Raw genomic sequence first — 25,610 nt, forward strand, 5'->3', positions numbered from 1 at the left:
GTTCAAGGAAGTATCCGGCGTACTCTTTCCGTGATTTCTTGAACTCGATCAGTCGCCTCGGCCAGGTAACTGATGGGCGGAACATCTCTTCCATGCACCACACTGTTACGCACTCGCCGCAACAAATTGATCTCATGGCGAGTCTCTGCGTCCAGCATTGTTAGGCGGTCAAGTAGCCGAAAGATCGGCAGGGCGATTCGCTCGTCGTCTTCCCTCGGGGCAAGATTTCGTAGTGACTCTTCTAGGTCTACCCAGCTTGTGAGGAAATGGCCGATCTGTTGATGCATTCGTGCGCTCTGCGAACGGGGATCAAGTGAAATGGCGTCAGCGTCAACCTGAACCAAGTTGAAATTCTCGTATCGCGAAGGGTCTTCGGCGAGAAGAGCATCAATAACCTGCTCAGCAAGGGGGCGCATCTCCACATTGTCGTGCAATGATGCCAGATATGAGTTCAGGTCAGCGGGTGCCTCTTTATTCAGATGTCGCAAGAAATTGAACAGGAGGTCTACGCGGCCTAGGCCTGAGTCCCCGACAGGCTCGTTCAAGATCTTACCTGCCTGGTTCAGCAGGTAAGCTGCGAGTTCATAGTGATTGAGGAATCGACCGTTCCTAGCGACTCGATTCTCGCTCGCCTCTTGCAGCATCCTGAGCGACAATTCGCCAGCGATAACCAATCCATTGAGCTGGTCCAGGATCGCTTTTCCGCCTCGGACAGGTCCCCCGATAGTGGCTTGTAGGCGAGATCATGCTCCACCTCTGACCAGGAATGCATAAGCACCGATGCGACCTGTACTTCGACACGCGCCTTGGCGTATCGCTTATCCAGATCGATCAGCTCGCGCTCCTTGAGTCGAACCCGATAATGAGTTGCCGAGTACCCAGAAAATTCTTTCCCGGGTGGCCTCTCGTTCGACTCGGGGAAACTTTTCTTCGCCGTTAGGTCGAAAAGGCGATTAACGGCCTTTTCTACCTGATCTTGCTCGCCCGGGAAATATAGAGCAATGCGCACGCCTGCCAGATCGACAATATCGTCGTAAATATCTTCTACTGACTTGTATTTCTTTTTCGGTGCGCGTTGGCGGCACTTCTCTTCCAGGCGCTTGATGTCTTTCGCGCGGTAGGTGACGATGCAGCGGACGCCTGATTCTTTGAGATCCCTTTCTAGGGCTTGGGAAACTAGGTGCGCTGCCCGACTGTAAAAGTCGTACTCCTTTGAGTAGCGCGCAATGAAGTGATCAACGATTTCCATGGCTCCCCCAAGGCGCAGTGCTGGGCCTTCCGGTGCTGCGTCTACGTGCATACGTAGGATGCCGCAAGAAGGGACTGACGCGGGGGCGAACGCCCCAGCAACTGCTTCGGTCCGGCTACCTACACCAGCCCGTGGCGCGGTCCCTCCTCCGGCTGCTGCGCGACGAAGAAGCGTCCGTGCCCAAAGCTTCGTCATCACGGTTCCACCGTCGCCGCGTGCTCTGGCGGACGTCACCGGACAACGTGGCTGAGGCCGGTGGGGGTGCAGCGAGACACACGCGCGCGCTGCCGGTCGACGCGCCCGCCGTCGTGGCTGACTGTCGTCGGCTGAGGTTCGTACGGGGCGCATCGAGGTGCTGGCCGTCAGCCGGAGGCGGCATAGCTGGGCCGTCCCTGGGCCGTCCGAGGACGCTCACCAGTGGCCAATGACGACCACCAGGCGCACGAGCTCACCGCCCCTCACCAGCAAAAACCCAGCTCACCAACATCCCCGACAACACCCAGGGCAAGAAGAAGTAGGGTTTGTGATCATGCCCCTGAGCTGCGCATACGGCGTGGATGAGGGGCATTTTCAGCAGATGGTGAGCCGGGCGAAGGCCATCCCCATACCCTCGCCCGGCGTCCCGTGGTGGCGTGATGAGCGGCCGTGATGAGCGGTGAGCCGGTGACCGTCAGTCAGATGGACAGCGGGACCTTGTGGACCTCGTCGGCCTTGTGGCCCGTCCGCTCGTGGATGCGCTGGACCGCTTCGGCCGAAGGCGCCTCGGAGAGGCAGTAGACGATGCCGGACTCCGGGTCCGCCCAGGCCCGCTCGAAGTGCACGCCCTCTTCCTTCTCTATGGCGAGGTCCGCTTCGTGGGCCTCCCTGAGCTGTTCGGCCGTGATCCCCTTCATCCCGGTGTGTACGTCCATGAACTGAGCCATGGCCTCGCACCTCCTTCTCGCCAGTGCGCTCCGCTGCGCTTGCCCTCTCTCCATGCTGCGCCTGTACGGCCGTACGGACCAACACAAGGGCCCCGGCGCGAAGCCGGGGCCCCTGAGAAGAACGGTCGGTCAGCCGCACTGGCACGGATTGCCGGACTGGCATCCGCACTGGCAGCCCGAGCCACATCCGCACGCGCTGATCAAGGTCAGGCTCTTGATCTCGGCGGGCTGCTCGGTCGGACGTTCCTGGGTGGGGTCGGTTGTCGTACCGGAGGTGCTGGGGGATTCGGCCATGGTCCCTCCTAGAGGCTGGAGCCTTTGCCCATTCCATGCCCGCCCTGCCGGTCGCATCAACGGCGCACAGAGGCTCTGGGCACGCCCCCGACGCGATCTCAGGCGCCCTCGGTCCCAGGCGCCGGCGTGATGTCGGGCTGGATCTCGGGCTGGATGTCGGGCTGCAGCTCGTCCGCGTGCTCGCCCGTGACCAGGAACACCACGCGCTTGGCGACCGCCACGGCATGGTCGGCGTAGCGCTCGTAGTAGCGGCCGAGCAGGGTGACGTCGACGGCGGTCTCGATGCCGTGCTTCCACTTGTCGTCCAGCAGGTGCTGGAAGAGCGTGCGGTGCAGCAGGTCCATCTCGTCGTCGTCCTGTTCGAGCTGCATCGCCAGGTCGACGTCCTTGGTGATGATGACCTCGGCGGCCTTCGCCATCAGGCGCTGGGCGAGCTGGCCCATCTCCAGGATCGTGGCGTGCAGGTCGTGGGGGACCGCCCGCTCCGGGAAGCGCAGCCGGGCCAGCTTGGCCACGTGCTGGGCCAGGTCGCCCGAGCGCTCCAGGTCGGCCGACATCCGCAGCGAGGTGACGACGATGCGCAGATCAGTCGCCACCGGCTGCTGCCGTGCCAGCAGGGCTATGGCCCGGGCCTCCAGGTCGTGCTGGAGTTCGTCGACCTTCTTGTCGCCCTCGATGACGCTCTCGGCAAGCTTCAGGTCGGAGTCGAGGATCGCCGTCGTGGCACGCCCGATCGCTGATCCGACCAGCCGGGCCATCTCGACCAGACCGTCACCGATCGAGTCGAGTTCCTCGTGGTACGCGTCCCGCATCAGGGTTCCTCTCGTACGTCTGTTTCCGTGGCTGCCGGGGGCCGGGCCCGGTGCACAGGTCCTGCTGAAACCGGTGCTTCGCACCCCACGTGTCCACGTTCCGGCCCGTACGCGTCCGTTTTCGCCACCCCAAATGAACCAACCCTAGCCCCGACGTGAACTCTGGGCGACGAGTGTTCGAGGTCGCACCCCGATGGCTGTGGCCATGGACTATCCCATGCCTAACCTGGATGCATGGACGTGAACGCGGCGGTCGCCGCAGCGGCAGCGATCGTCGGTGTGCTCACCGGTGTCATCGCCATGCTGGCGTTCCGCTGGAGCGAACGCGACCAGAAGCGGCCCACGAGAACCTCCCTGCACACCGACCCCGTCCTGCCGCCCGGCGTGGACACGGTGCTGTCCGTGCTGCGCTCCTCGGCCGTCGTCCTCGACGAGGGGGACGCCGTGGTCAAGGCCAGCTCGGCGGCGTACGCACTGGGCCTGGTCCGCGGCGGCAAGCTCGCCGTCGACCCGATGCTCACGATGGCCCGCGACACCCGGCGCGACGGAGAGATACGGCAGGTGGAGCTGGACCTGCCGAGGAGGGGAACCGGCCGGGGCGAGGCCCTCGCCGTCTCCGCGCGCGTGGCGCCGCTCGGCTCCCGCCTCGTACTGCTCCTGGTCGAGGACCTCACCGAGGCCAGACGCATCGAGGCGGTACGGCGCGACTTCGTCGCGAACGTCAGCCATGAGCTGAAGACGCCGGTGGGCGCTCTCTCCCTCCTCTCCGAGGCCGTCATGGACGCCTCGGACGACCCGGAGGCCGTGGAGCGCTTCGCCGGCCGTATGCAGATCGAGGCGACCCGCCTGACCAACCTGGTCCAGGAGCTGATCGACCTCTCCCGGGTCCAGAACGACAACCCGCTGGAGGACGCCGAGCCGGTCCGCGTCGACGAACTCGTCGCCGAGGCCATCGACCGCTGCCGGCACGCGGCCGGCACCAAGCAGATCACCATGGCCGCCGCCATCGGGGGGCCCGGAGGGCCTTCGACCGAGGACGGTGGTGGGAGCCGGGCGGGCACCGCCGACCTGCATGTGTGGGGCAACCGCGGCCAGCTCGCCGCCGCCCTCGGCAACCTCGTCGAGAACGCCGTCAACTACTCGCCCGCCCGCACCCGCGTCGGTATCGCCGCCCGGAAGGTGACCGCGTCCGGCGGCGCCCACATCGAGATCGCCGTGACCGATCAGGGCATCGGCATCTCGGAGAAGGACAAGGAGCGCGTCTTCGAGCGCTTCTACCGAGTCGACCCCGCCCGCTCCCGAGCCACGGGTGGTACGGGCCTCGGGCTGGCTATCGTCAAGCACGTCGCCGCCTCGCACGGCGGGGAGGTCTCGGTGTGGAGCTCCGAGGGACAGGGCTCCACCTTCACCCTGCGGCTGCCGGAGGCGGGCGTGGCCCGCGACCGTGCGAAGCAGCACTCCGCCCTCGACGACGAGGCCGGACAGTCCGCACCCGCCGTCCCGTCCCCTGATTCATCTGAGTCATCTGACTCACCCCGGTACGAACCTGACTCATCCCCGTACGAACCGCTTCCCGCCCCGGAGGTCCTTCCGTGACCCGAGTGCTTGTCGTCGAGGACGAGGAGTCCTTCTCCGACGCCCTGTCGTACATGCTCCGCAAGGAGGGCTTCGAGGTCGCCGTCGCGACCACCGGGCCCGACGGCCTCGACGAGTTCGAGCGCAACGGCGCCGACCTCGTCCTCCTCGACCTGATGCTGCCCGGCCTGCCGGGCACCGAGGTCTGCCGCCAGCTGCGCGGCCGTTCCAACGTCCCGGTGATCATGGTCACCGCCAAGGACAGCGAGATCGACAAGGTGGTCGGCCTGGAAATAGGAGCCGATGACTACGTCACCAAGCCGTTCTCCTCGCGCGAGCTGGTCGCCCGTATCCGGGCCGTCCTGCGCCGCCGCGGCGAGCCGGAGGAGGTGACCCCGGCCGCACTGGAGGCGGGCCCGGTCCGCATGGACGTCGACCGCCACGTGGTGACGGTCTCCGGCTCCAAGGTCGACCTCCCCCTCAAGGAGTTCGACCTCCTGGAGATGCTCCTGCGCAACGCCGGCCGCGTCCTGACCCGTATGCAGCTCATCGACCGCGTCTGGGGCGCCGACTACGTGGGCGACACCAAGACCCTCGACGTCCACGTCAAGCGCCTGCGCGCCAAGATCGAGCCGGACCCGGGGGCGCCGCGGTATCTGGTGACGGTGCGCGGTCTGGGGTACAAGTTCGAGCCGTAAACCGCTGCGTACGACGACGAAGGGCGGGACCTCTGCGGAGGTCCCGCCCTTCGTTTCCGGTACGGCTGCTCAGTGGCCGGCGGTCTCGCCCAAGGGGGACTCGGTGGCCGTGGCGCTCTCGGAAGCGGCGTCGTCCGGGGAAGCGGCGTCGTCCGGGGAGGCCGTGCCGGTCGCCGATTCGCTGGGCGAGCCGGAGGTGCCCCGGCCCGGCTTCTCCGAGGCCGTCGCCGAGGCGCCCGGCGCCGCCGGGACCTCGGTCGGGCCCCAGCTGGTGAAGTAGTGCTCGGCCGGCACGACGAAGGCCCGCAGGCTCACGTCGCCGGTCGTGGAGAAGGTGAAGGTGACCTTCTGGGCGTCGCCGTCCCTCACGGACTCGCGGCTGCCGGTGAGGACGGCGGAGGCGTTGTTCTCACCGCCGAGGACGAGCGAGCCGCCGGCCGGGATGGACAGGTTCCTGCCCTTGACCGCGGTCAGCTTGGCGGTGCCGGCGCCGTCCACCCTGATGGAGTCCAGGGTCTGCGCCTTGTCGCCGCTGTTGAACAGGGTCGCGGAGATGGCGGCCGGGCCGGTCGACTCGGTGTCGGGCTGGGTGATGACGATGGCGTTCTGGATCTTGATGTCGCCGACCGTGGTGGCGGCGTTGTCCGGCTTGATCTCCAGGGTCTGGGCGTTGTTGCCGGCCGCGCACGCGGAGAGCGAGGCGATCGAGAACGCGATGGCGGCGGCGGCGAGGGCGCCGCGTCGAAGGCTGCTGCTCACGGCGGCGGCAACTCCTTGACTCGAACGGGGCGGGCGCGTAAAGCCGCCCTAAGCATCTGTCAGCGGACTTAGGTTACCGAGACGTTCCCGCGCGACCGCACCCGACCCTCCCCATGAGCCCCCTTCCCTCGGCGGGCGCCGGTCGGTGTGCCCGCAGAAGTGACTCACGAGTCACTTCGCACCGGCGCTCGTCCGCCATTCACATAAGTGGCCGAGATCGATTGGCTGACAACACCTCGACATCCGCCTCGACATCCGCCTCGACATCCGCCTCGACATCCACCCTGACATCCGCCTCGACAACGCGCCGACATAGCGTCGGCATAGTCGAACCACCGGTGCGCAAATTTTCCGTGAAGGAATGCGCGGACGCCCTGATAATTGATCACCGGTCACCCGGTCGGGCTCCTGTGATCAATTCCGGATTCGTCTCACACCCGACTCCAGACACCGAACGGAGTAGCGGAAGTCGAGCACTTGGAACCGGACATATGGGGACGTTCGTCCACTTGGAGGGGGCTCCGGATGTGTGTAACGTGCGGGTTTCACTCCCCCTGGAGAGCCGCTCCGACCTGCGAATACCTTCGCCCCGTCGGCTCGCGAAGCACGTTCCTGTCGTTGTTGTCAAGCCCCGAGATATGCCCTGACCTGCGAAAACGCCATTCAGAACCCGCCGTTTCCGTGTTACCCTGGATAGCCACGGAAGGGGTACCTGTCACATGACGTTCAAGGTTGGCGACACCGTGGTCTATCCCCATCACGGGGCCGCGCTGATCGAGGCCATCGAAACTCGCCAGATCAAAGGCGTGGACAAGACCTACTTGGTGCTGAAGGTCGCCCAGGGTGACCTGACAGTGCGTGTGCCAGCGGACAATGCGGAGTTCGTCGGCGTGCGTGATGTGGTCGGTCAGGACGGGCTGGACCGGGTCTTCGAGGTGCTGCGCGCGCCGTATGCCGAGGAGCCCACGAACTGGTCCCGTCGTTACAAGGCAAATCTGGAGAAGCTCGCCTCCGGCGATGTCATCAAGGTCGCGGAAGTCGTACGTGATCTGTGGCGTCGTGAGCGCGAGCGCGGACTCTCCGCAGGTGAGAAGCGCATGCTCGCCAAGGCCCGCCAGATCCTGGTGAGCGAACTCGCCCTGGCGGAGAACACGAACGAGGACAAGGCAGAGGCTCTGCTCGACGAGGTCCTCGCGTCCTGACGCAGGCGACACGCAGCACGCCGCACTGCCTCAGCGGTACATGGAAAATGCCGTGGTGCCCGATGACGTATTCACTGTCGCCGGGCGCTGCGGCATGTTCGCGCCCAGCGCTACCGCAGACCGCTACCGCAGACACCGCGCGGTGATGTCGTACGCATTCCGTACACCGAGGAAGGTAAACCCCCGTACTTGGCGTGCCGGGCCCGGGCAGCTGGCTCGACCAGGGTCACGGAAGGGTTCCGGTCAAGGCGTCGCGCCCGGCACGGTGTGGCCATACCCAAGTAGGCCGAGCACACAAACCTGACAGGAACCGATGTCTGACGATTCGCGCCCTTCGCCCGCGTCCACTCGCACTGCGGCGGTGATTCCGGCCGCCGGCCGGGGCGTACGCCTCGGTCCGGGCGCCCCCAAGGCACTCCGTGCGCTGGGCGGCACTCCCATGCTGATCCACGCGGTGCGCGCGATGGCCGCGTCCCGTGCCGTCTCCCTCGTGGTCGTCGTGGCCCCGCCGGACGGCGCCGCCGAGGTCAAGTCCCTGCTGGACGCCCACGCGCTGCCGGAGCGGACGGACTTCCTCGTCGTGCCCGGCGGCGACTCCCGGCAGGAGTCGGTGAAGCTGGGCCTGGACGCCCTGCCCCCCGAGTACGACATCGTGCTGGTCCACGACGCGGCCCGGCCGCTCGTCCCCGTGGACACGGTCGACGCCGTGATCGAGGCGGTACGCGACGGCGCACCGGCCGTGGTGCCCGCCCTGCCTCTCGCCGACACCGTCAAGCAGGTCGAGCCCGCCGGGACGCCCGGCGACCCGGAGCCGGTCGTCGCCACCCCGGACCGCTCCCGTCTCCGCGCCGTGCAGACACCGCAGGGCTTCGACCGGGCGACGCTGGGCCGGGCCCACGAGACGGTGACCGACGACGTCACCGACGACGCGAGCATGGTCGAGCAACTGGGGGCGCGGGTCGTGGTCGTGCCCGGCCACGAAGAGGCCTTCAAGGTCACGCGGCCCCTGGACCTCGTCCTCGCCGAGGCGGTCCTCGCCCGCAGGAGGCTGAACGATGGCTTCTGACGTGTCTGATGTCCGGCTACCGCCGGGTGGCCACCTGCCCCAGGTCGGCATCGGCACCGACATCCACGCCTTCGAGGACGGGCGCGAACTGTGGTGCGCCGGCCTGAAGTGGGAGGGCGAGGGACCGGGCCTGGCCGGGCACTCCGACGCCGACGTCGTCGCCCATGCCGCCTGCAATGCCCTCTTCTCGGCCGCCGGCCTCGGCGACCTGGGGCAGCACTTCGGCACCGGGCGGCCTGAGTGGTCGGGGGCGTCGGGGGTCACGCTGCTGACGGAGGCCGCCCGCATCGTCCGCGAGGCGGGCTTCCGGATCGGCAACATCGCCGTCCAGGTGGTCGGGCCCAGGCCGAAGATCGGCAAGCGCAGGGCCGAGGCGCAGAAGATCCTTTCGGAGGCGGCGGGAGCACCGGTGTCGGTGTCCGGCGCCACGACGGACGGGCTCGGGTTTCCGGGGCGCGGCGAGGGGCTGATGGCGGTGGCTACGGCGCTGGTGGTGCGGACGGGCTGATTTCGCCCCGCCGCCCTTACCCGTCCCGTCCCGTCGCGTCGTCCCGTCCCGTCCCGTCGTCCCGTCCGTCCCGTCGTCCCGTGCGTCCCGTCGTCCCGTCCCGTCCGGTCCGGTCCGGTCCGGTCCCAGGGATTCGCCCCTTCGACCCCACCAGGGGCTTCGCCCCTGAACCCGTTCGGGGCCAGCCCCGGGACCCCCGCTCCTCAAACGCCGGAGAAGCTGAATCTCCGCGACCGTCGGAGGGGCTGAATCTCCGCGGAAGTTCCGCGACCGCCCGAGAGCAGCCGTCCTTTGCACGGTGCAGTCCCGTCCGCCCACTACCCTTGGACACGTGACTATTCGCCTGTACGACACCAGCGCCCGGCAGATCCGTGACTTCACCCCGCTCACGCCGGGTTGTGTCTCGATCTACCTGTGTGGCGCCACCGTGCAGGCCGCACCGCACATCGGGCACATCCGCTCCGGGCTCGACTTCGACATCCTGCGCCGGTGGTTCGAGTACCGCGGCTATGACGTGACGTTCATCCGGAACGTCACGGACATCGACGACAAGATCATCGCCAAGGCGGCCGACCAGGACCGCCCCTGGTGGTCGATCGGCTACGAGAACGAGCGGGCGTTCAACGACGGCTACCGCGCCCTCGGTTGCCTGCCGCCGACGTACGAGCCCCGCGCCACCGGCCACATCACCGAGATGGTCGAGATGATGCGCTGCCTCATCGAGCGCGGCCACGCCTACGAGGCCGACGGGAACGTCTACTTCGACGTGCGGTCCTTCCCGGAGTACCTCCAGCTGTCGAACCAGGAGCTGGACAACCTGCTCCAGCCTTCGGGCGAGGGCGAGACCGGCAAACGCGACCCGCGTGACTTCGCCATGTGGAAGGCGGCGAAGCCCGGCGAGCCGACCTGGGAGACGCCGTGGGGACGCGGCCGCCCCGGCTGGCACCTGGAGTGCTCGGCGATGGCCCACAAGTACCTGGGCTCCGCCTTCGACATCCACGGCGGCGGACTCGACCTGATCTTCCCGCACCACGAGAACGAGATCGCCCAGGCCAAGGCCTACGGCGACGAGTTCGCCCGGTACTGGCTGCACAACGCCTGGGTCACCATGAGCGGCGAGAAGATGTCCAAGTCGCTCGGCAACTCGGTGCTGGTCTCCGAGATGGTCAAGCACTGGCGGCCCATCGTCCTGCGGTACTACCTCGGCACCCCGCACTACCGCTCGATGATCGAGTACAGCGAGGAGGCCCTGCAGGAGGCCGAGTCGGCGTTCGCCCGGATCGAGGGCTTCGTGCAGCGCGTCGTCGAACTGGCCGGGGAAGCCGTCGGCCCCGCGCCCGAGGTGCCGCTCGCCTTCGCCGAGGCGATGGACGACGACCTGGGCGTCCCGCAGGCGCTCGCCGTCATCCACACCACCGTCCGGCAGGGCAACTCGGCGCTCGCGGCCGACGACAAGGAAGCCGCGGTGGCCCGCCTCGCCGAGGTCCGTGCCATGCTCGGCGTCCTCGGCCTGGACCCGCTCGACCCGCACTGGGCCGGGGAGAGCGGCCGGGGTGAGACTGTGCTCAATAAAAGCGTGCGCGGCGTCGTCGACAGCCTCGTACGCCTGGTCCTCGACCAGCGCGAGGCGGCCCGCTCCCGCAAGGACTGGGCCACCGCCGACGCCATCCGCGACCACCTCAACCAGTCGGGACTGGCCATCGAGGACAGCCCGGCGGGTCCGCGCTGGACGCTCGGTCCGCGCTGAGCCTTTCTTGATCGATTGTGCCGCCCGGCCGTCCGGGCGGCACACTGCATATACGCACATACGCATGCTCCGGCGTGCCCCGAGACAGACAGGTAGGTCATGGCAGCCAACAACCGCCGCATGTCCGGCAAGAAGGGCGCGCAGGTCGGCAGCGGCGGCCAGCGGCGCAAGGGCCTGGAGGGCAAGGGGCCGACCCCGCCCGCCGAGATGCGCAAGGGCCACAAGAAGAACCGCATCGCGAACGCCAAGGCGAAGCAGGCGGTACGGCGTCCCGCGCCCCGCGGCCGTGGCGGCAGGTCCACCTCCGAGCTGGTCGTCGGCCGCAACCCCGTCGTCGAGGCGCTGCGCGAGGGCGTGCCCGCCACCACGCTGTACGTCCAGCAGTTCATCGACAACGACGAGCGGGTCCGCGAGGCACTCCAGCTCGCGGCCGAGCGCGGCGGCATCAACCTCATGGAGGCGCCGCGCCCCGAGCTGGACCGCATGACCAACGGCCTCAACCACCAGGGCCTCGTCCTCCAGGTCCCGCCGTACGAGTACGCCCACCCCGAGGACCTCGCCGCCGAGGCCGCCGACGAGGGCGAGGACCCGCTCATCGTCGCCCTCGACGGCGTGACCGACCCGCGCAACCTGGGCGCCGTCGTCCGCTCCGTCTCCGCCTTCGGCGGCCACGGCGTCGTCGTACCGGAGCGCCGCGCAGCCGGCATGACCGCCGGAGCCTGGAAGACGTCCGCGGGCACCGCCGCCCGCACCCCGGTCGCCCGCGCCACGAACCTCACCCGCGCCCTGGAGTCGTACAAGAAGGCGGGCATCGTGGTCGTCGGCCTCGCCGCCGACGGCGAGGTCGAACTCGGCGAGCTTCAGGCCCTGGGTGGCCCGGTCGTCATCGTGGTCGGCAGCGAGGGCAAGGGCCTGTCCCGACTCGTCGGCGAAACCTGCGACTTCCGCGTACGGATCCCCATGCCGGGCGGCGCCGAGTCCCTCAACGCCGGTGTGGCGGCGGGCATCGTGCTGTACGAGGCGGCCCGGCGGCGGGTCTGACACCGGCACGGGCGGGCGGGGGAGCCCGTCGGCAGGAGGCCGGCACAGCCGCCTGAAGCGCGAAGCCGCCAGGGCGGCGGACAAGAGAGGCCGCGGCTGAACACGCGTCCACCGGCTCGCCCGTGCGGGGTAATCCCGGCGTCCAGGACAACCTTGACGCGGTCCGGACACTTCCGGCGAGTCAAAGCAGTGTCCTAACTCCATGTCACTCGGTTAGTTGAGTGTGGACACCAGAACACCCCGCACACCCACGGGGGACCGCTCGTCGGGATACGACGACGCTCCCGCGCTGAGCATGGTGAAGGTGCCGAGCGATCCGGCGCAGGTCATCGTCAATCATGTGAGCTTCCGCGTGCAGTTGGGGGCCTCGACCCGGCGGACCCAGTCGCCGCGGGTCGCACGGCACTTGCGCGCCACCGAGGACACCGCCCGCATCCCCGCCGCCTCCGGCCCCGGCACCCGCCGCCGTACCCCCGTCGTCTGGAGCGGGAAGTCCGCTCCGGACGACACCGGCGCGCACCGGCTGCTCCAGGCGGTGCGCGGCGGCAGCGTCCGGCACGGCGAGGAGCCCGCCTCCGACGCCGCGGGAGCCACCCAGGTCATCCCGCGCATCGACCAGGGCGGCTACCCGCACGGCTACGACGGCCTCACGGAGCAGACCCTCGAAACCCCGGTCGTCGGCGCCCAGCGCGGCCCCGACGCCGGCGAGACCCGGCTCCTGCCACAGATGCGCTCGGCCGGCAGCGCCTACGACGAACCCGCCTACGAGCGCGCGCGGTTCGACGAGGACTACGGCTACGAGGACGACGACGAGCCGGACACCGACGCGCCGGGCAAGCGCCACGGCGACGACCCGGCCCGGCACGCCTACTACCCCGGCCGCCGGATGAACCTCGGCGTCGTCCTGCTTCCGCTGCGCATCTTCCTCGGCTTCATCTCCATCTACGCCGGCATGGGCAAGCTCTGCGACCCCGTCTACTTCGACGGCGGCAAACGCGGCTCCATGACCAAGTGGCTCAACACCCTGCACCCATGGGAAGTCGCCGAGCCGCTGCGCCAGTTCGCCCTTGAGCACCCCGTCGGCTCCGGCCTCGTCATCGCCTTCTTCCAGGTCATCGTGGGCGTCCTCACGGTCCTGGGGTGCTGGCAGCGGGTCGCCGCGGTCGTCGGCGCGCTGCTGTCGGCCGCGCTGCTCGTCACCGTCAGCTGGAAGAGCGTCCCCGCCTACGACGCCCCCGACATCATCTACCTCGCCGCCTGGTCCCCGCTGATCATCGCCGGCGCCCCCGTCTACTCCATCGACGGCCGCCTCGGCGGCAGTGCCTGGCGCCGCCTCGGCCCTCGCGCCGACATCTGGGAGCTGCGCAGTTACGTCCTGCGCCGCGGCGCCCTCGTCACCGTCGTCGTCACCGGGCTCACCCTGCTCGTCGGCTCGCTGCTCGGCGGCGCCGTCCGCGACGCCGACCGCGTGGTCGTCCCCGGCCCCGGCGAGGCCCCGCGCAACGAACTGCCGGGCTCCCCGCTCCCGCAGCAGCCCGGCACCAGCGCTCGGGAACGCACCCCGAGCGCCTCCAACCCGCCCACCCAGGGCGCCACTTCGGGCACGGCCAGCCCCTCCGGCGCCGCGACCACCCCCGGCGCCACCCGCGACACCGGCACCCTCCCAGGCTCCCCCAGCCAAACCCAGGGCACCGGCACCGGCGCCCAGGCCCCACCCCAACAGCCGGCCCCCGCCGACGAGGCCCCGAGCACCAGCACCGGCCCGACCTCAGGCGGCACCACCGGCTCCCCGGGCGGAACCGGCGGCGGAGACACCGCCCCCGAAGAACCGGGCTTGGTGGGCGGTTTGCTGGGCTAGTAGCTCACTGGCTGAACATTTCGAGGTACGCAGTTCCCCGCGCCCCTTCAGGGGCGCGGGGCTGTGTCGATATGCGGCTCCGCCGCGTGGGCACGACCAGCCCTCACAAACCCGCACCCGGCGCACAACTTACGCGCCCCCACCCCGCAGCGAGCGCAGCTCCTCCGCCGCCTCGGTCAGATCCTTCGCCGTATCGATGGCCCGCCAGTACGCCCCCTGCGGAAGAGGAAACCCCGCCAGCCGCCGCTCGCGAGCCAACCGCGGAAACGTCGTCCGCTCATGGTCCCCCCGTTCCGGCAGCATCCCGGCGAACTCGGGAGAGAAGACGTACACACCCGCATTGATCTCGAAGGTCGACGGCGGCGCCTCGATGAAGTCCGTGATGTGACCGAAGCCGTCCGTCCGCACCGCGCCCCACGGAATCCGCGGCCGGGCCAGCGCGAGCGTCGCTATGGCGTCCCGCTCGGCGTGGAAGTCGGCCATGTCGCGCAGTGAGAACCGGGTCCAGATGTCGCCGTTGGTGGCGTACCAGTGCTGCTCTGGGTGCGGAAGATGCGCTGCCGCATACCTGAGGCCCCCGCCGCGGCCGAGCGGCTCGGTCTCGACGACGGTCGTGACCCGCACGGGAAGCTCCGCCGACTCCAGCCACTTCTGCAGGACGCCGGCGAGGTGGCCGCAGCTGACCACCACGTCCGTGACGCCCTCCTCGGCGAGCCAGACAAGCTGATGGCCGATGATCGGCGTCCCCGTACCGGGGATCTCGACCATCGGCTTGGGCCGGTCGTCGGTGTAGGGGCGCAGCCGGGAGCCCTGGCCCCCGGCCAGGACGACGGCCTGAACCGGGCGGGACGCGGCGTTCGGATCGGTCATGACCGAACTGTACGTCGCGTCCCGCGCCCCTTTTTTTGCCGCTGCTGACGGCAACCGCCGCCGGTCAGCTGTGCGCGGCCGCGACCCCCGAGGCGAACGAGGTGTCGCAGACCGGGCGGGAGAAGGACTGGGCCCGGTTGGCGCCGTAGACGCGGACCGCGGCGCGGCCGAGTTCGCGGGCGAGGGAGGCGCAGTGCTTGGCGAGCGACGGGCGGTCGTTGACCGCCTGCTGGAGGTGGGTGAGCGCGATGCCCGGGTCCTTCTCCTGGAGCTCGGTCAGGAGCTGCTCGCGCAGCACGTCCTGGGGGGCGCGCTTCTTGGCGGGCGCGGCCAGGTCCTCGGAGGACGCGGTGAGCACCGAGTTCGAGGAGTTCCCCGACCAGTTGACTCGGGTGACCGCGAGGGTCCCGGAGAGCACCAGGACGACGGGCAGGACGAGGGCGAGGGAGCGGCCGATCCGGCGGGCGGGGCCCCGGCCGCGTCGCGTCTGTTGGGTAGTGGAGTGCTTCACGCGAGTGAGAGTAGCGTCAGGTAATGATTTGGCGACATTCAGTCACCGGTTCGGGGGATAGCGAGCCGCCTCGAATTGGGTACGGCGTTGACGCACAGTGCTCGAAATGACCGGTCTGCCGGGGTATTTGTCGACAGCGAGAAGGGCCCCGCAGCAGTCTGCGGGGCCCTCTTCGTCAACCTGGGTGAATTACCCGGTGTTGTGCTTACTGTCCTTGGCGCGAGGCGTCAGTCGGAGAGACGTTCGCCCGTGGAGGTCGAGAACACGTGGGTCTCGCCCGGCCGCGGCACGACGTGCAGCGTGGCGCCCTTCTCCGGCACTGCACGCCCGCTGACACGGACGACCAGGTCCTTCAGGTCGTCACCGACCTTGGCGCTGCCGTAGACGTAGCCGTCGGCGCCCAGCTCCTCGACGACGTTCACGGAGACGGCGAGGCCCGCCGGGGCGTCCTCGGTGTCCTTCGTCAGGGACGTCGCGGCGTCGCCGTTCTGCTCGACGATGTCGAAGTGCTCGGGGCGGACGCCGACGGTCACGGTGGTGTCACCCTTGTCGGCGGCGGCGCTGAGCGCCTCGCGGTTGACGGGCACCACGCTGTTGCCGAACTTCACACCGCCGTCGGTGATCGGGACCTCGACCAGGTTCATGGCGGGGGAGCCGATGAAGCCGGCGACGAAGAGGTTGGCCGGGCGGTCGTACATGTTGCGCGGCGAGTCGACCTGCTGGAGCAGGCCGTCCTTGAGCACGGCGACCCGGTCGCCCATCGTCATGGCCTCGACCTGGTCGTGGGTGACGTAGACGGTGGTGATGCCGAGGCGGCGCTGCAGCGACGCGATCTGCGTACGGGTCGAGACACGGAGCTTGGCGTCGAGGTTCGACAGCGGCTCGTCCATGAGGAACACCTGGGGCTCACGCACGATGGCGCGACCCATGGCGACACGCTGGCGCTGACCACCGGAGAGGGCCTTCGGCTTGCGGGCCAGGTAGTCGGTGAGGTCGAGGATCTTCGCCGCGTCCTCGACCTTCTGGCGGATCTCCGCCTTCGGCACGCCGGCGATCTTGAGCGCGAAGCCCATGTTGTCGGCAACCGTCATGTGCGGGTAGAGCGCGTAGTTCTGGAACACCATGGCGATGTCCCGGTCCTTCGGGGGGAGGTGCGTGACGTCGCGGTCGCCGATGCGGATGACGCCGGAGTTGACGTCCTCAAGCCCCGCGAGCATCCGGAGCGAGGTGGACTTGCCGCAGCCGGACGGGCCGACCAGAACGAGGAATTCCCCGTCCGCGATCTCGATGTCGAGGCCGTCGACGGCGGGCTTCTCGGTGCCCGGGTAGATCCGGGTCGCCTTGTCGAACGAGACAGTGGCCATGGTGAATGGGCCCCCTTCTACCGGCAGGAACGTGCCGGACGATCCGTTGTAGGAAGGTGGTGTCCACTACGGGTGGTTCCGTGGTGGTGTAGTCCAGACAGGTGAACTGGGTCAGGACGGTACCTGGCGTTCACCTGCTCTGTCATTACCCGGCGCCCTGTGAACTTCGTCGAAATTTTCGAAGGCGTCCACCGGGGTGTCGCGCAGCCCCAGCCGCAGATGCTCCACGTGGTAGAGGGCCTGGTCGAGAAGTTCGGCGACATGGTTGTCGTAGAGCGCGTAGATCACGGAGCGCCCGCGCCGCTCGCCGGTGACCAGTCCGAGGTTGCGCAGCAGCCGCAGTTGGTGCGAGCAGGCCGACTGCTCCATGCCCACGGCGTCCGCGAGTTCGGTCGCCGCGCACGGGCCCTCCTGCAGCCGGGCCAGGATCCGCAGCCGTGAGGGGGTGGCGAGGGCCTGCAGCGTGGTGGCCACATCGGCGGCGCCCACGGCCTCAAGGCGTTCGCGCGCGGTGGCGGTGTTCCTGGCGTCAGCTCCGTGGCCCATGTCCTTCATCCTACGGAGACGCGTACATGAACACATGAATTCGTCTTCATGTAATCCTGTACGGTGGTCCCGCAGCACACCGTGAAGTGCCCCGTGACGCGCCGTGATGCCTCGTGAAGTACCCCGTGATGCCCCGTGAAGGACGCCGCCCATGACCTCCACCCTCACCCGGCCGGCCTCGCCACCGCGGCCACAGGACGCCATACGCCGTCGCACCCGCGTCCTCGCCCTCCCCGAGGCCCGCTGGGCCGCCGCGGCCACCGCCTTCTTCCTGCTGGCGCTGGTGCTCCAGCTGGCCGGGGCCCCCGCGTGGACGTGGGGCCCGCTCTATGCCATGTCATATTGCACCGGTGGCTGGGAGCCCGGCCGGGAAGGCCTCAAGGCCCTCAGGGACAAGACCCTCGACGTCGACCTGCTGATGATCGTCGCCGCCCTCGGCGCCGCCTCCATCGGACAGGTCATGGACGGCGCCCTGCTCATCGTCATCTTCGCCACCTCGGGCGCCCTGGAGGCCCTGGCCACCGCCCGTACCGCCGACTCGGTCCGCGGCCTGCTCGACCTGGCCCCCGCCACGGCGACCCGCCTCACCGCCGACGGCGGCGAACAGACCGTCGCCGTGGAGGAGTTGACGGTCGGCGACATCGTCCTCGTACGCCCCGGCGAACGTGTCGGCGCCGACGGGCGCGTGCTCGACGGGGCGAGCGAGGTCGACCAGGCGACCATCACCGGCGAACCACTGCCGGTCGCCAAGGAGCCCGGCGACGAGGTCTTCGCGGGAACCCTCAACGGCACGGGGGCGTTGCGCGTCCGCGTCGAGCGGGACGCCTCCGACTCGGTGATCGCCCGGATCGTACGGATGGTGGAGGAGGCCTCCGAGACCAAGGCCCCCACCCAGCTGTTCATCGAGAAGGTCGAACAGCGCTACTCGATCGGCATGGTCGCCGCCACCCTCGCCGTCTTCCTCGTCCCGCTCGCCCTCGGCGCCGCGCTCACCGGCTCACTGCTGCGCGCGATGACCTTCATGATCGTCGCTTCGCCGTGCGCGGTGGTCCTGGCCACCATGCCGCCGCTGCTGTCCGCGATCGCCAACGCCGGACGCCACGGTGTCCTGGTCAAGTCGGCGGTCGTGATGGAACGCCTGGGCCAGGTCGACACCGTCGCCCTCGACAAGACGGGCACCCTCACGGAGGGCACGCCGCGCGTCACCGACGTCACCCCGCTGACGGACTCCGGCCTCGACGCCGCCGCCCTGCTCACCCTGGCCGCAGCCGCCGAGCACCCCAGCGAGCACCCGCTGGCCCGCGCTATCGTGGCCGCGGCACGCGAACGAGGGCTCACGCTGCCGGACACCGAGGACTTCGACTCCACACCGGGCGTCGGAGTCACCGCGGGCGTCGACGGCCACATCGTCGCCGTGGGCACCCCGGCACGCCTGCTGAACGGCGCCGGTGACCCGGCCGCCCCGGTCGTACGACTGGAGGAAGAGGGCCGTACGGCGGTCCTGGTGACCGTCGACGGCGCCCCGGCCGGAGTGCTGGGCATCGCCGACCGCCTGCGTCCGGACGCGACGGCCACGATCACATCGCTCGCGCACCTCACCGGAACCAAGCCCGTGCTGCTCACCGGTGACAACCCGCGCGCCGCCGCCCGTCTGGCCGCCGAGGTCGGCATCGACGACGTACGCGCCGGGCTGCTCCCTCAGCACAAGGTCGCCGCGGTCAGGGAACTTCAGGCCGCCGGCCGCACGGTGATGGTCGTGGGCGACGGCGTCAACGACGCCCCCGCGCTCGCCGCCGCCCACTCCGGTGTCGCGATGGGGCGCGCGGGCTCGGATCTCGCGTTGGAGACGGCCGACGCGGTCATCGTCCGCGACGAACTCACCACGGTGCCCGCGGTGATCGCCCTCTCACGGCAAGCCCGGCGGCTGGTGGTGCAGAACCTGGTGGTCGCCGGGGTGTTCATCGCGGCGCTGGTCACCTGGGACCTGGCGGGGACGTTGCCGCTGCCGCTCGGTGTGCTGGGGCACGAGGGGTCGACCGTGCTGGTCGGGCTCAACGGTCTGCGGCTGCTGCGGGAGGCGGCGTGGCAGCGGGCGGAGCGTGCGTCGGGGCACTGAGCCGCGGCTCCGTACGACGCGTGGCGAGGGCACCGGACGCCGCCACCGCCTGCAGCTCCTGCGCCACGGCAGCGCCGATCATCTCGGCGTCACCGGCACGCAGATGGCTGACGACGGTGAGGGTGTAGGCGTCGGCGGTGTGGACGAGGCAGAGGTTCGCCGTGCCGGGCGGCGACAGCTGCGGCAGGGGGACGATGCGTGACAGGGGACGGCCGTACAACCGGCTGGGGCTGTCGCGCCATTTGAACGCGGTGCACAGGCTGGTGGTGATCTCGGGGCGGGCGAGGCGCTTGGCCATCACCTCGGCCAGCCACGGCACGGTCCGGGCGGAGGCCTGCAGCGCGGGCAGGATCGCGCGGTGCGCGTCGCAGCGGCGATGCAGCGCGGCGACCAGGTCCTGGCACGCCTGGAGGCGGTCCACCGGGGACGCGACGTCGACGGGCAGCGGGATGCGCAGCACGGTGACGCCGTTGCCGAGCTGCCCTGCGGTGTGGCGGCTGCGCAGGTCGACCGGCACCGTGGCGTAGAGGGGGGCCGGTCCCTTCGGCCAGCACCGCAGCGGCCCGTAGCAGGTGCGGAGGGCGCCGGCGTAGGCGCTCAGGAGGAGTTCGTTGAGCGTCGCTCCCCGCCCGCCGGCCGGCTGGCGGCGGGCCGTGCGCATCGTCTGCGGGTCGAGTCCGACCATGGCCACCGACGGCCGCATGCCGTCGGCGGGCGCCGGCGGAAGGGGCTGGCTGGGGACCCCGATGCGGTGCAACTCCCGGAACATGGTGGCCGCTTTGATGCGCGGGCGTTGCCCCGCCTCCGGAGCCGGTGCGAGCGCGGACGGCGGTACGGCGCCGTCCATCAGCATCCGGAAGAGCGTCTCCAGGGATCTGCCGTCCAGCAGCGCGTGATGGGCGAGCAGCACGATGGCGTGCTCGCCCGCCGGGGTGGCGCGCGGGATCACCAGCAGCCGCCACAGCGGCCGTTCGGACGGCAGCGGGTCACCGACGCCGGCCGTCAGCACGGAGGCCAGGTCCTGGTCCGTGGCGGTGAGGTGCGCGGCGGGATCGAAGGGCCGGGCGGCCGACCACCGGTGGCCCGACAGCGCCGCCGGCCCGGCGGGGGGCCGCAGCACCTGGCTCATCCGGTCCAGTTCGCCCCATCGCTCGCGGACGCGGGACCGCACCTGCTCCAGGTCGAACGGCGTTCCGGGAAACACCGCGGCGATGCCGATCGTCCCCGGCAGCCCATTGCGCAGGTGCCCCTCGTCGAAGGCCGACAGCCTCATGTTCCACAGCCTCTCGTTCTCGGTGGTGCAGCCGTCCTGAGCGGCCTCGGTGACGTCGGCTGCGGTTCCGCGGCGCCCCGAAGGGGGCGGGGCTGTATCCATAGGCAGCTCCGCCGCGATGGGGAGCGACCGGCCACGATGACGCCGCAGTTGACCGACGGCACACCGCTGTCCCGCGGCGCGGCCGCATGTCGACGCAGCCGCAGCCCGCGGAGCGCTTGGCCCCGGCCTTCGGTGCTCAACCGTCGGGTGAGTCGAACACGACACAGGCGTTGTGGCCGCCGAACGCGAAACTGCTGCTGATCACCGGTCCGTCCGGGATCTTGCGTGGCTCGGCCGTGACCACGTCCAGTTCGCATCGGGGGTCCAGCCGCGTGAGATGGGCGGTAGGCGGCGCGAGCCCTTCATGCACCGACCAGGCCGCGATCACGGCCTCCACCGCTCCCGCCGCCCCCAGCGCATGCCCGGTCACCGCCTTGGGCGCGGTCACGGGCACCCCGCCGGCGCCGAACAGCGCGGTCATCGCCCGTGCTTCCGCGAGGTCGTTCAACTGGGTGCCGGTGCCGTGCGCGTTCACATGGGTGACGGCGTCGGCCGTCGTGCCCGCGTCGGCGAGCGCCTGCTCCATGCACGCCCGGGCACCGGCACCGTCGGGATGCGGCGCCGTGAGGTGGTAGGCATCGGAGGTACGTCCGTACCCGGTGAGCGTGGCGTAGATCCGGGCGCCCCGTGCGCGGGCGAGGTCCAGCCGCTCCAGCACCAGGAACGCGGCCCCCTCGGCGAGGACGAAGCCCCGCCGGCCCTCGTCGAACGGCCGGGACGCGGCGGCGGGATCCTCGCACTCGGTGACCATCGCGCCGGACCGGCCGAAGGCCAGCGCGGTCGTGGGAGTCAGCGGCGCTTCGTGACCGCCTGCCACCACCACGTCAGCGCCCTCCGCCCGCATCATCTGCAGCGCCTCACCCAGCGCATGCGTTCCGGAGGCACACGCGGTGGAGACCGTCAGACTGGGACCGGTGACACCGAGCTTGGCGCTGACCCAGTAGGCCCCCGCGTTGTGCATCAGCCGTGACGCGTACAGCACATCGGGCCGTCCGATGCCGTTCTCCTGACTGATCACCCCGCCGTAGCCGGTCCCGGTGACCACCGCCCGCCGCTCGGCCGGCACATGCAGCCCTCCGGCGTCCGCCACGGCGTCCATCGCCGCGCACACCGCCAACTGCACCGAACGGTCGGCCCGCCGTACCTCCTTGGGCGTCAGCTGTCCGCTCGGATCGAAGCCGGTCACCGGACCGGCCGGGTATACGACGGTGCCCTCGTCGTCGAAGGCATGCAGCGTCGTCGCCGAACGGCACTCCAGCAGACTCGCCCACAGCGCGGCGGGGGTCGCTCCGGCCGCGCAGCGGACCCCCAGGCCCGTGACGGCGACGGCGTGACGGGGCGTCACCGGGCGGCGAGGGGGCCGTTGCCGGCGTGGGTGCGCAGCCCCACGATGAGGTCGGCGACATCACCCACGGTGGACACTCCGGAGGTGTCGGTTCCGCGCAGGGACACCCCGAACTCGTCCTCCGACGCCGCCTGCAACTCGGTGATGTCCAGGCTGTCGGCGCCCAGATCGGCGACCAGCCGGGCCTGCGGCACGACGGCCTCCAGCGGCACCGACATCACCCGCGCGCACAGCGGGCGCAGCGCTTCCCATACGTCCACGTGTTCCACGTCCATGCAACTTCTCCGTTTCCTGGTGCTCACAGTGAGGGCGTCGGCGTCCGAGCCCATGTCTCGAACTCCGTGACGACCGCGTCCGCGAGCCGTCTCGCGTCGTCCGGGCGCAGGTTGCACACCACGGTGAGCGTGACCGCGTCCCCTGCCTGGGTCAGCGCGAAGCTGGCGGTGCCCGGGTGGTGCAGGGGCGGCAGCCCCACCGTGCGCACGAGCGCGTGGCCCTGGAACGTGCTCGGCCCGCCGGGCCACTTGACGGCTGTGGTCGCGGTCGCCGCGAAGCAGGAGTGGCGACCGCGGTTGGTGAGAAGTCCGGTCACCCATGGGCCGGTCCGCCGTGCCGCTTCCGCCGCGGGAAAGAGCACGGTGGCGTGGACCGCGGCCCGTGCGGGAACCGCGGCCAGCGCGGTCCGGCACGCCCGCAGCCGCGCCACGGGATCCTCCACGTCGACGGGCAACGGCACCCGGACCACTGTGAGGGCATTGCCGAGTTCGTCCGGATCGGCCCGGGTGCGCAGATCACACGGCACGGCCGTGAACACGGGTTCATCCCGCTGCCGCCACCGCCGTACGGGACCGTACTGATCCCGCACGGCCCCGGCCACCGCGCCCACCAGCAGCTCGTTCAGCGTCGAGCCCCGCCCGTCGGCAGGCTGCCGACGGGCGGCCCTGACCGTCTGCGCGGACAGCGCGCTCACCGCGACCGAGGAGTACGTCCGCCCCGGCGACGGCAGGGCCTGTCCCGCGGCCGTCATCACCCTGAGTTCCCGGCCCGCCGCTCGCAGCCCCGAACGCGACAGCGGCGCCGGCCGGGCCGCTGCCCTCACCGCCGAAGGGCTGTCCATCAACGAGCGCATCAACGTGGCCAGCGAGCGCCCGTCCAGCAGCACGTGCTGCGCCACGAGCGCCAGGGCGAAGCCGCCGTACACCGCGTCCGGGACCACGTGGAGCCGCCACGGCGGCGCCCCGTCGGCCAGCGGCCGGTCCACGCTCCGCGCCCACAGGTCGTCCAACTTGTGCCGGGCCAGGACGACATGTACGTCGGGATCGAACGGCCCCGGTACGACCCACCGCGCGCCTCCCGCCCGCCCGAACGGCATCCGGCGAGCCGTCCCTGAGCTGCCCGCCGGACGGTCGAGCAGGCAGTTCATCCGCTCCAGACCCGTCCACCGCTCGGCGACACGGGCCCGCACCCGATCCACATCGGGCGGCTCACCGGCGAAGACCGCCGCCAGGCCGACAACTCCCGGACACCCGTTGAACAGCAGCATCTCGTCGGCACAGGACAGTCTCATGCGCTAGGTCGCCATACCCTTCCTCGTCCAACGCCCGCACCGTGATGGTGCGGGCGTTGGACTGCGAGGCCGATCCGTGCGCTCGGAAGAACATCCGGTGCCGTCACGGTTCCGAACGGTTCAAACGGACTGCTCAGAACGCTTCGCTGTTGCAGCCCATGTCCGAACCGAGGTCGGTGGGCTGCGCGCCCGGGTTCCCCTCGCCGTTGAGCGCGTTGCCCAGCGCGCCGTTGATGGCGCCGACGCTGCCGAGGATGTCGATGTTCATGTCGTGCGAGCGGCATTCGATGCTCTGGTTGACGTCGAAGTCGTTGCCCGGCCCGTGTGCGACGGCGGGGCTGACGCCGAAGGAGCCGACACTGCCGAGGACGGCGCCCACGAGAGCGACCTTCTGAAGCTTGCGCATTTCTTCTCCGTTGAACGAGCGGATGAACTGAACGAGCGGAATGACGAACTGCGGTGAGGCGATCAGCCGAGTCGGGGCAGACCCAGCTGGCCCACGGGCGGCGCCGCGACCTGACCGAGGCCGAGCCCGGGCACCTGCGGGGTGCCGCCGGTCGGCGCGATCAGCGGGTTGATGAGCGGGTTCACCTCAGGGTTGAACTGCGGGTTCACCTGCGGAGCGACCCGCGGCGCGGGCTCCGGCTCGAAGACCTGGGGTACGTCGAGCTGCGGGGCGACCTTCGGAGTGACCTGCGGCGCCGTCTGCGGGGAGACCTGCGGCCCGACCTCAGCCTGCTGGGCGGGCGCCTGCTGCGAGCCGTACGGCGAGCTGGAGGCATGCGCGTTGCCCGTCGACGCGGCGAAGGCGGAGGCCTGACCGCTGTGCTGCGGGCCCGGGGCCGGGGCAGGAGCGGGTGCCGGAGGTGCGTAGTGGGGCGCCGGCTGGGTGTAGGAGGGCGGACCGCTGACCTCCGCCGTGCCCGTGGAACGAGCCACGGCCGTGGCCTGCGGCGGGGGCGCCTGGTACTGAGGGGCCGGTGCCGGGGCGTAGTACTGCGGCGGGGGTGCCTGGTACTGGGGGGCCGGTGCCGGGGCGTAGTACTGCGGCGGGGGTGCCTGGTACTGGGGGGCGGGTGCCGGGGCGTAGTACTGCGGCGCCGGGTAGTAGGGAGGAGGAGGCGCCGCGGAGAACCCGCCGTACCCGGGAGCGTCGGCATGGCTGACGCCGGCGCCGATGGCGGACAGACCGCCGGCCGTTGCTACGACGAGCGCGGCCTTGTGAAGCTTGCGCATGGAACCCTCGGCCCTTCATTACCTGTACAGGGAAAATCCGTTGTATTCAGTGCAGTTTTGCGTGCGCTCAGTCTGATGTTCGTGCTGCGCCCTAACAGGGGTAACTCCTGGGCTGTCATGTGGACTTCACGCTGGAGCCGACAGCGGATCCCAATTGCCCTCTCTGATTCATGATCGCTGCCCTCTCTCAGCTGGCAACGAAATGACCCCCGGCCCGGTCACGGGGTGAGAAAAGCCGTCACTCATTTGCCATCGGTCGGATTATCGGGTCTGTATTTTCGTGGCAGCAAACGGGTGACCACACCCCGACTCACGTGACCGGCCGCGCACTTGGCTCGTTCCTGCAACAGCCGCAGTGGTCATCAGCATTTCAATACGTTCCGTGCACAGGTCAATGAAGGGCCGAGGTTCCATGCGCAAGCTTCACCAGGTCGCGCTCGTCGTCGCAGCAGCCGGAGGTCTGTCCACCGTCGGCGCCGGCCCCAGCTACTCCGCCCCTGTGGCGTACAACGGTGCCCCGCCGCCCGTTTCGCAGCAGGACGCCCAGGCCACCTCGATGACCTCGGCCCAGGCCACATCGCAGAACTCCGGTCCGTCGTCCCCGCGGCGGATGGCACTCCCGACGCGGGGCGCCGATGTCAGCCCGCAGGTCAACCCCCAGTTCAACCCGAAGCTCAGCCCGAACATCTCCCCTCAGGCGGCCCCGCACACGGGCCCGGGGCAGGGTGAGGTGGGCCAGACCAACCTCTTCCGCCCGTCCCAGGAGTGCAGCCCGCAGTCCCTGCTCAACGCGGCTGTCCCGGTCGCCGTGCTCGCCGCCGCCGAGAACCGCGGCATCGAGTGCGGTCAGACCAACAGCCAGGCGAACTCCCTCGCCCACGCCCGCGCCACCACCACCCGCTAGGGATATCGACGGGATTCTCATCGCCCGCGCCCACCAGCACGGGG

General features: G+C 69.9%; 26 protein-coding genes. 10 read left to right on the forward strand and 16 right to left on the reverse strand.

The annotated features are described in order from the left end of the window. Window positions 1-2: 2 nt before the first annotated feature. The 5 genes from GFH49_RS40315 to phoU all read right to left on the reverse strand — a co-directional run bounded on the left by GFH49_RS40315 (window position 3) and on the right by phoU (window position 3,278). Window positions 3-545: a hypothetical protein gene (locus tag GFH49_RS40315; RefSeq protein ID WP_230396450.1), complete on the reverse strand. Its 543-nt coding sequence runs from the start codon at window positions 543-545 to the stop codon at window positions 3-5. A gap of 17 nt (window positions 546-562) precedes the next feature. After that, a complete protein-coding gene (locus tag GFH49_RS40320) occupies window positions 563-1,249 on the reverse strand; it encodes a GTP pyrophosphokinase (protein ID WP_230396451.1) in 687 nt (228 codons plus the stop codon). Between the two features lie 674 nt (window positions 1,250-1,923). Then, window positions 1,924-2,172, reverse strand: a complete 249-nt coding sequence (locus GFH49_RS23345) for an SCO4226 family nickel-binding protein (protein ID WP_155058032.1) — start codon at window positions 2,170-2,172, stop codon at window positions 1,924-1,926. A 129-nt stretch (window positions 2,173-2,301) separates the two neighbouring features. Beyond that, window positions 2,302-2,466, reverse strand: coding sequence for a hypothetical protein (locus GFH49_RS23350; protein WP_155058033.1), 165 nt, complete (start codon window positions 2,464-2,466; stop codon window positions 2,302-2,304). A gap of 98 nt (window positions 2,467-2,564) precedes the next feature. Beyond that, window positions 2,565-3,278, reverse strand: a complete 714-nt coding sequence (gene phoU / locus GFH49_RS23355; protein ID WP_155058034.1) for a phosphate signaling complex protein PhoU — start codon at window positions 3,276-3,278, stop codon at window positions 2,565-2,567. A gap of 234 nt (window positions 3,279-3,512) precedes the next feature. On the opposite strand from phoU, the gene phoR reads away from it, so the two are divergent. Together phoR and phoP are read left to right on the forward strand one after the other, a co-directional pair. After that, a complete protein-coding gene (phoR, locus tag GFH49_RS23360; protein WP_155058035.1) occupies window positions 3,513-4,874 on the forward strand; it encodes a two-component system sensor histidine kinase PhoR in 1,362 nt (453 codons plus the stop codon). 5 nt (window positions 4,875-4,879) lie between these two features. Beyond that, window positions 4,880-5,551 carry a two-component system response regulator PhoP gene (gene phoP, locus GFH49_RS23365; protein WP_004000192.1) on the forward strand — a complete coding sequence of 224 codons (672 nt, stop codon included), beginning with the start codon at window positions 4,880-4,882 and terminating at the stop codon, window positions 5,549-5,551. Between the two features lie 69 nt (window positions 5,552-5,620). Here phoP and GFH49_RS23370 read toward each other — a convergent pair whose 3' ends face one another. Continuing rightward, complete coding sequence (locus GFH49_RS23370; RefSeq protein ID WP_155058036.1) at window positions 5,621-6,310, reverse strand: copper chaperone PCu(A)C; 690 nt, start codon at window positions 6,308-6,310, stop codon at window positions 5,621-5,623. Window positions 6,311-7,029: 719 nt separating this feature from the next. On the opposite strand from GFH49_RS23370, the gene GFH49_RS23380 reads away from it, so the two are divergent. The 6 genes from GFH49_RS23380 to GFH49_RS23405 all read left to right on the forward strand — a co-directional run bounded on the left by GFH49_RS23380 (window position 7,030) and on the right by GFH49_RS23405 (window position 13,732). Further along, on the forward strand, window positions 7,030-7,512 hold the full coding sequence (locus tag GFH49_RS23380) for a CarD family transcriptional regulator (RefSeq protein ID WP_003953493.1): 483 nt from the start codon (window positions 7,030-7,032) through the stop codon (window positions 7,510-7,512). Window positions 7,513-7,825: 313 nt separating this feature from the next. Then, complete coding sequence (ispD, locus tag GFH49_RS23385; protein WP_155058037.1) at window positions 7,826-8,578, forward strand: 2-C-methyl-D-erythritol 4-phosphate cytidylyltransferase; 753 nt, start codon at window positions 7,826-7,828, stop codon at window positions 8,576-8,578. Further along, window positions 8,568-9,086, forward strand: a complete 519-nt coding sequence (gene ispF, locus GFH49_RS23390) for a 2-C-methyl-D-erythritol 2,4-cyclodiphosphate synthase (protein ID WP_155058038.1) — start codon at window positions 8,568-8,570, stop codon at window positions 9,084-9,086. The genes ispD and ispF overlap by 11 nt, the downstream gene beginning before the upstream one ends. Window positions 9,087-9,417: 331 nt before the next feature. Further along, complete coding sequence (gene cysS, locus GFH49_RS23395) at window positions 9,418-10,833, forward strand: cysteine--tRNA ligase (protein ID WP_155058039.1); 1,416 nt, start codon at window positions 9,418-9,420, stop codon at window positions 10,831-10,833. Between the two features lie 99 nt (window positions 10,834-10,932). Beyond that, on the forward strand, window positions 10,933-11,874 hold the full coding sequence (rlmB, locus tag GFH49_RS23400) for a 23S rRNA (guanosine(2251)-2'-O)-methyltransferase RlmB (protein ID WP_155058040.1): 942 nt from the start codon (window positions 10,933-10,935) through the stop codon (window positions 11,872-11,874). 223 nt (window positions 11,875-12,097) lie between these two features. Further along, the gene (locus tag GFH49_RS23405; protein ID WP_155058160.1) at window positions 12,098-13,732 is read left to right on the forward strand and encodes a DoxX family protein; all 1,635 of its coding nucleotides are present in this window, start codon (window positions 12,098-12,100) and stop codon (window positions 13,730-13,732) included. 129 nt (window positions 13,733-13,861) lie between these two features. On the opposite strand, the gene GFH49_RS23410 is transcribed toward GFH49_RS23405, so the two are convergent. The 4 genes from GFH49_RS23410 to GFH49_RS23425 all read right to left on the reverse strand — a co-directional run bounded on the left by GFH49_RS23410 (window position 13,862) and on the right by GFH49_RS23425 (window position 17,023). Continuing rightward, the gene (locus GFH49_RS23410; protein WP_155058041.1) at window positions 13,862-14,602 is read right to left on the reverse strand and encodes a nucleotidyltransferase family protein; all 741 of its coding nucleotides are present in this window, start codon (window positions 14,600-14,602) and stop codon (window positions 13,862-13,864) included. A gap of 64 nt (window positions 14,603-14,666) precedes the next feature. Continuing rightward, window positions 14,667-15,113 carry a hypothetical protein gene (locus tag GFH49_RS23415; RefSeq protein ID WP_155058042.1) on the reverse strand — a complete coding sequence of 149 codons (447 nt, stop codon included), beginning with the start codon at window positions 15,111-15,113 and terminating at the stop codon, window positions 14,667-14,669. Between the two features lie 227 nt (window positions 15,114-15,340). Further along, window positions 15,341-16,477 carry an ABC transporter ATP-binding protein gene (locus GFH49_RS23420; RefSeq protein WP_155058043.1) on the reverse strand — a complete coding sequence of 379 codons (1,137 nt, stop codon included), beginning with the start codon at window positions 16,475-16,477 and terminating at the stop codon, window positions 15,341-15,343. 111 nt (window positions 16,478-16,588) lie between these two features. Further along, the gene (locus tag GFH49_RS23425; protein ID WP_230396452.1) at window positions 16,589-17,023 is read right to left on the reverse strand and encodes an ArsR/SmtB family transcription factor; all 435 of its coding nucleotides are present in this window, start codon (window positions 17,021-17,023) and stop codon (window positions 16,589-16,591) included. 151 nt (window positions 17,024-17,174) lie between these two features. Between GFH49_RS23425 and GFH49_RS23430 the strand changes: the two genes are divergently transcribed. Continuing rightward, on the forward strand, window positions 17,175-19,139 hold the full coding sequence (locus GFH49_RS23430) for a heavy metal translocating P-type ATPase (protein WP_155058044.1): 1,965 nt from the start codon (window positions 17,175-17,177) through the stop codon (window positions 19,137-19,139). Here the strand turns inward: GFH49_RS23430 and GFH49_RS23435 are convergent. From GFH49_RS23435 to GFH49_RS23460, 6 genes are all read right to left on the reverse strand, one after another. Beyond that, window positions 19,075-20,514: a wax ester/triacylglycerol synthase domain-containing protein gene (locus tag GFH49_RS23435; RefSeq protein ID WP_230396453.1), complete on the reverse strand. Its 1,440-nt coding sequence runs from the start codon at window positions 20,512-20,514 to the stop codon at window positions 19,075-19,077. The two genes, GFH49_RS23430 and GFH49_RS23435, sit on opposite strands and share 65 nt — an antisense overlap. Window positions 20,515-20,650: 136 nt before the next feature. Then, a complete protein-coding gene (locus GFH49_RS23440; RefSeq protein WP_155058045.1) occupies window positions 20,651-21,859 on the reverse strand; it encodes a beta-ketoacyl-[acyl-carrier-protein] synthase family protein in 1,209 nt (402 codons plus the stop codon). Beyond that, a complete protein-coding gene (locus GFH49_RS23445; protein ID WP_155058046.1) occupies window positions 21,856-22,134 on the reverse strand; it encodes an acyl carrier protein in 279 nt (92 codons plus the stop codon). The genes GFH49_RS23440 and GFH49_RS23445 overlap by 4 nt, the downstream gene beginning before the upstream one ends. A gap of 23 nt (window positions 22,135-22,157) precedes the next feature. After that, a complete protein-coding gene (locus GFH49_RS23450; protein ID WP_155058047.1) occupies window positions 22,158-23,426 on the reverse strand; it encodes a WS/DGAT domain-containing protein in 1,269 nt (422 codons plus the stop codon). 133 nt (window positions 23,427-23,559) lie between these two features. After that, entirely contained in the window at window positions 23,560-23,832 is a 273-nt protein-coding gene (locus tag GFH49_RS23455; RefSeq protein ID WP_155058048.1) for a hypothetical protein, read from the reverse strand. Window positions 23,833-23,894: 62 nt separating this feature from the next. Next, window positions 23,895-24,662 (reverse strand): hypothetical protein, encoded by a 768-nt coding sequence (locus tag GFH49_RS23460; RefSeq protein ID WP_155058049.1) that lies wholly within the window; start codon window positions 24,660-24,662, stop codon window positions 23,895-23,897. A 412-nt stretch (window positions 24,663-25,074) separates the two neighbouring features. On the opposite strand from GFH49_RS23460, the gene GFH49_RS23465 reads away from it, so the two are divergent. Further along, window positions 25,075-25,566 carry a hypothetical protein gene (locus tag GFH49_RS23465; RefSeq protein WP_155058050.1) on the forward strand — a complete coding sequence of 164 codons (492 nt, stop codon included), beginning with the start codon at window positions 25,075-25,077 and terminating at the stop codon, window positions 25,564-25,566. The last annotated feature ends 44 nt before the right edge of the window (window positions 25,567-25,610 follow it).

It is taken from the genome of Streptomyces blattellae (genome assembly GCF_009709555.1).
GTDB classification, from domain to species: domain Bacteria; phylum Actinomycetota; class Actinomycetes; order Streptomycetales; family Streptomycetaceae; genus Streptomyces; species Streptomyces blattellae.

Bases quoted from the DNA above. Each gene is read 5' to 3' on its own strand.
- GFH49_RS40320 (WP_230396451.1), bottom strand. From the start codon at position 1,249: ATGGAAATCGTTGATCACTTCATTGCGCGCTACTCAAAGGAGTACGAC.
- GFH49_RS23345 (WP_155058032.1), bottom strand. From the start codon at position 2,172: ATGGCTCAGTTCATGGACGTACACACCGGGATGAAGGGGATCACGGCC.
- GFH49_RS23350 (WP_155058033.1), bottom strand. From the start codon at position 2,466: ATGGCCGAATCCCCCAGCACCTCCGGTACGACAACCGACCCCACCCAG.
- phoU (WP_155058034.1), bottom strand. From the start codon at position 3,278: ATGCGGGACGCGTACCACGAGGAACTCGACTCGATCGGTGACGGTCTG.
- phoR (WP_155058035.1), top strand. From the start codon at position 3,513: ATGGACGTGAACGCGGCGGTCGCCGCAGCGGCAGCGATCGTCGGTGTG.
- GFH49_RS23380 (WP_003953493.1), top strand. From the start codon at position 7,030: ATGACGTTCAAGGTTGGCGACACCGTGGTCTATCCCCATCACGGGGCC.
- ispD (WP_155058037.1), top strand. From the start codon at position 7,826: ATGTCTGACGATTCGCGCCCTTCGCCCGCGTCCACTCGCACTGCGGCG.
- ispF (WP_155058038.1), top strand. From the start codon at position 8,568: ATGGCTTCTGACGTGTCTGATGTCCGGCTACCGCCGGGTGGCCACCTG.
- rlmB (WP_155058040.1), top strand. From the start codon at position 10,933: ATGGCAGCCAACAACCGCCGCATGTCCGGCAAGAAGGGCGCGCAGGTC.
- GFH49_RS23410 (WP_155058041.1), bottom strand. From the start codon at position 14,602: ATGACCGATCCGAACGCCGCGTCCCGCCCGGTTCAGGCCGTCGTCCTG.
- GFH49_RS23420 (WP_155058043.1), bottom strand. From the start codon at position 16,477: ATGGCCACTGTCTCGTTCGACAAGGCGACCCGGATCTACCCGGGCACC.
- GFH49_RS23425 (WP_230396452.1), bottom strand. From the start codon at position 17,023: ATGGGCCACGGAGCTGACGCCAGGAACACCGCCACCGCGCGCGAACGC.
- GFH49_RS23430 (WP_155058044.1), top strand. From the start codon at position 17,175: ATGACCTCCACCCTCACCCGGCCGGCCTCGCCACCGCGGCCACAGGAC.
- GFH49_RS23435 (WP_230396453.1), bottom strand. From the start codon at position 20,514: ATGGATACAGCCCCGCCCCCTTCGGGGCGCCGCGGAACCGCAGCCGAC.
- GFH49_RS23445 (WP_155058046.1), bottom strand. From the start codon at position 22,134: ATGGACGTGGAACACGTGGACGTATGGGAAGCGCTGCGCCCGCTGTGC.
- GFH49_RS23450 (WP_155058047.1), bottom strand. From the start codon at position 23,426: ATGAGACTGTCCTGTGCCGACGAGATGCTGCTGTTCAACGGGTGTCCG.
- GFH49_RS23455 (WP_155058048.1), bottom strand. From the start codon at position 23,832: ATGCGCAAGCTTCAGAAGGTCGCTCTCGTGGGCGCCGTCCTCGGCAGT.
- GFH49_RS23460 (WP_155058049.1), bottom strand. From the start codon at position 24,662: ATGCGCAAGCTTCACAAGGCCGCGCTCGTCGTAGCAACGGCCGGCGGT.
- GFH49_RS23465 (WP_155058050.1), top strand. From the start codon at position 25,075: ATGCGCAAGCTTCACCAGGTCGCGCTCGTCGTCGCAGCAGCCGGAGGT.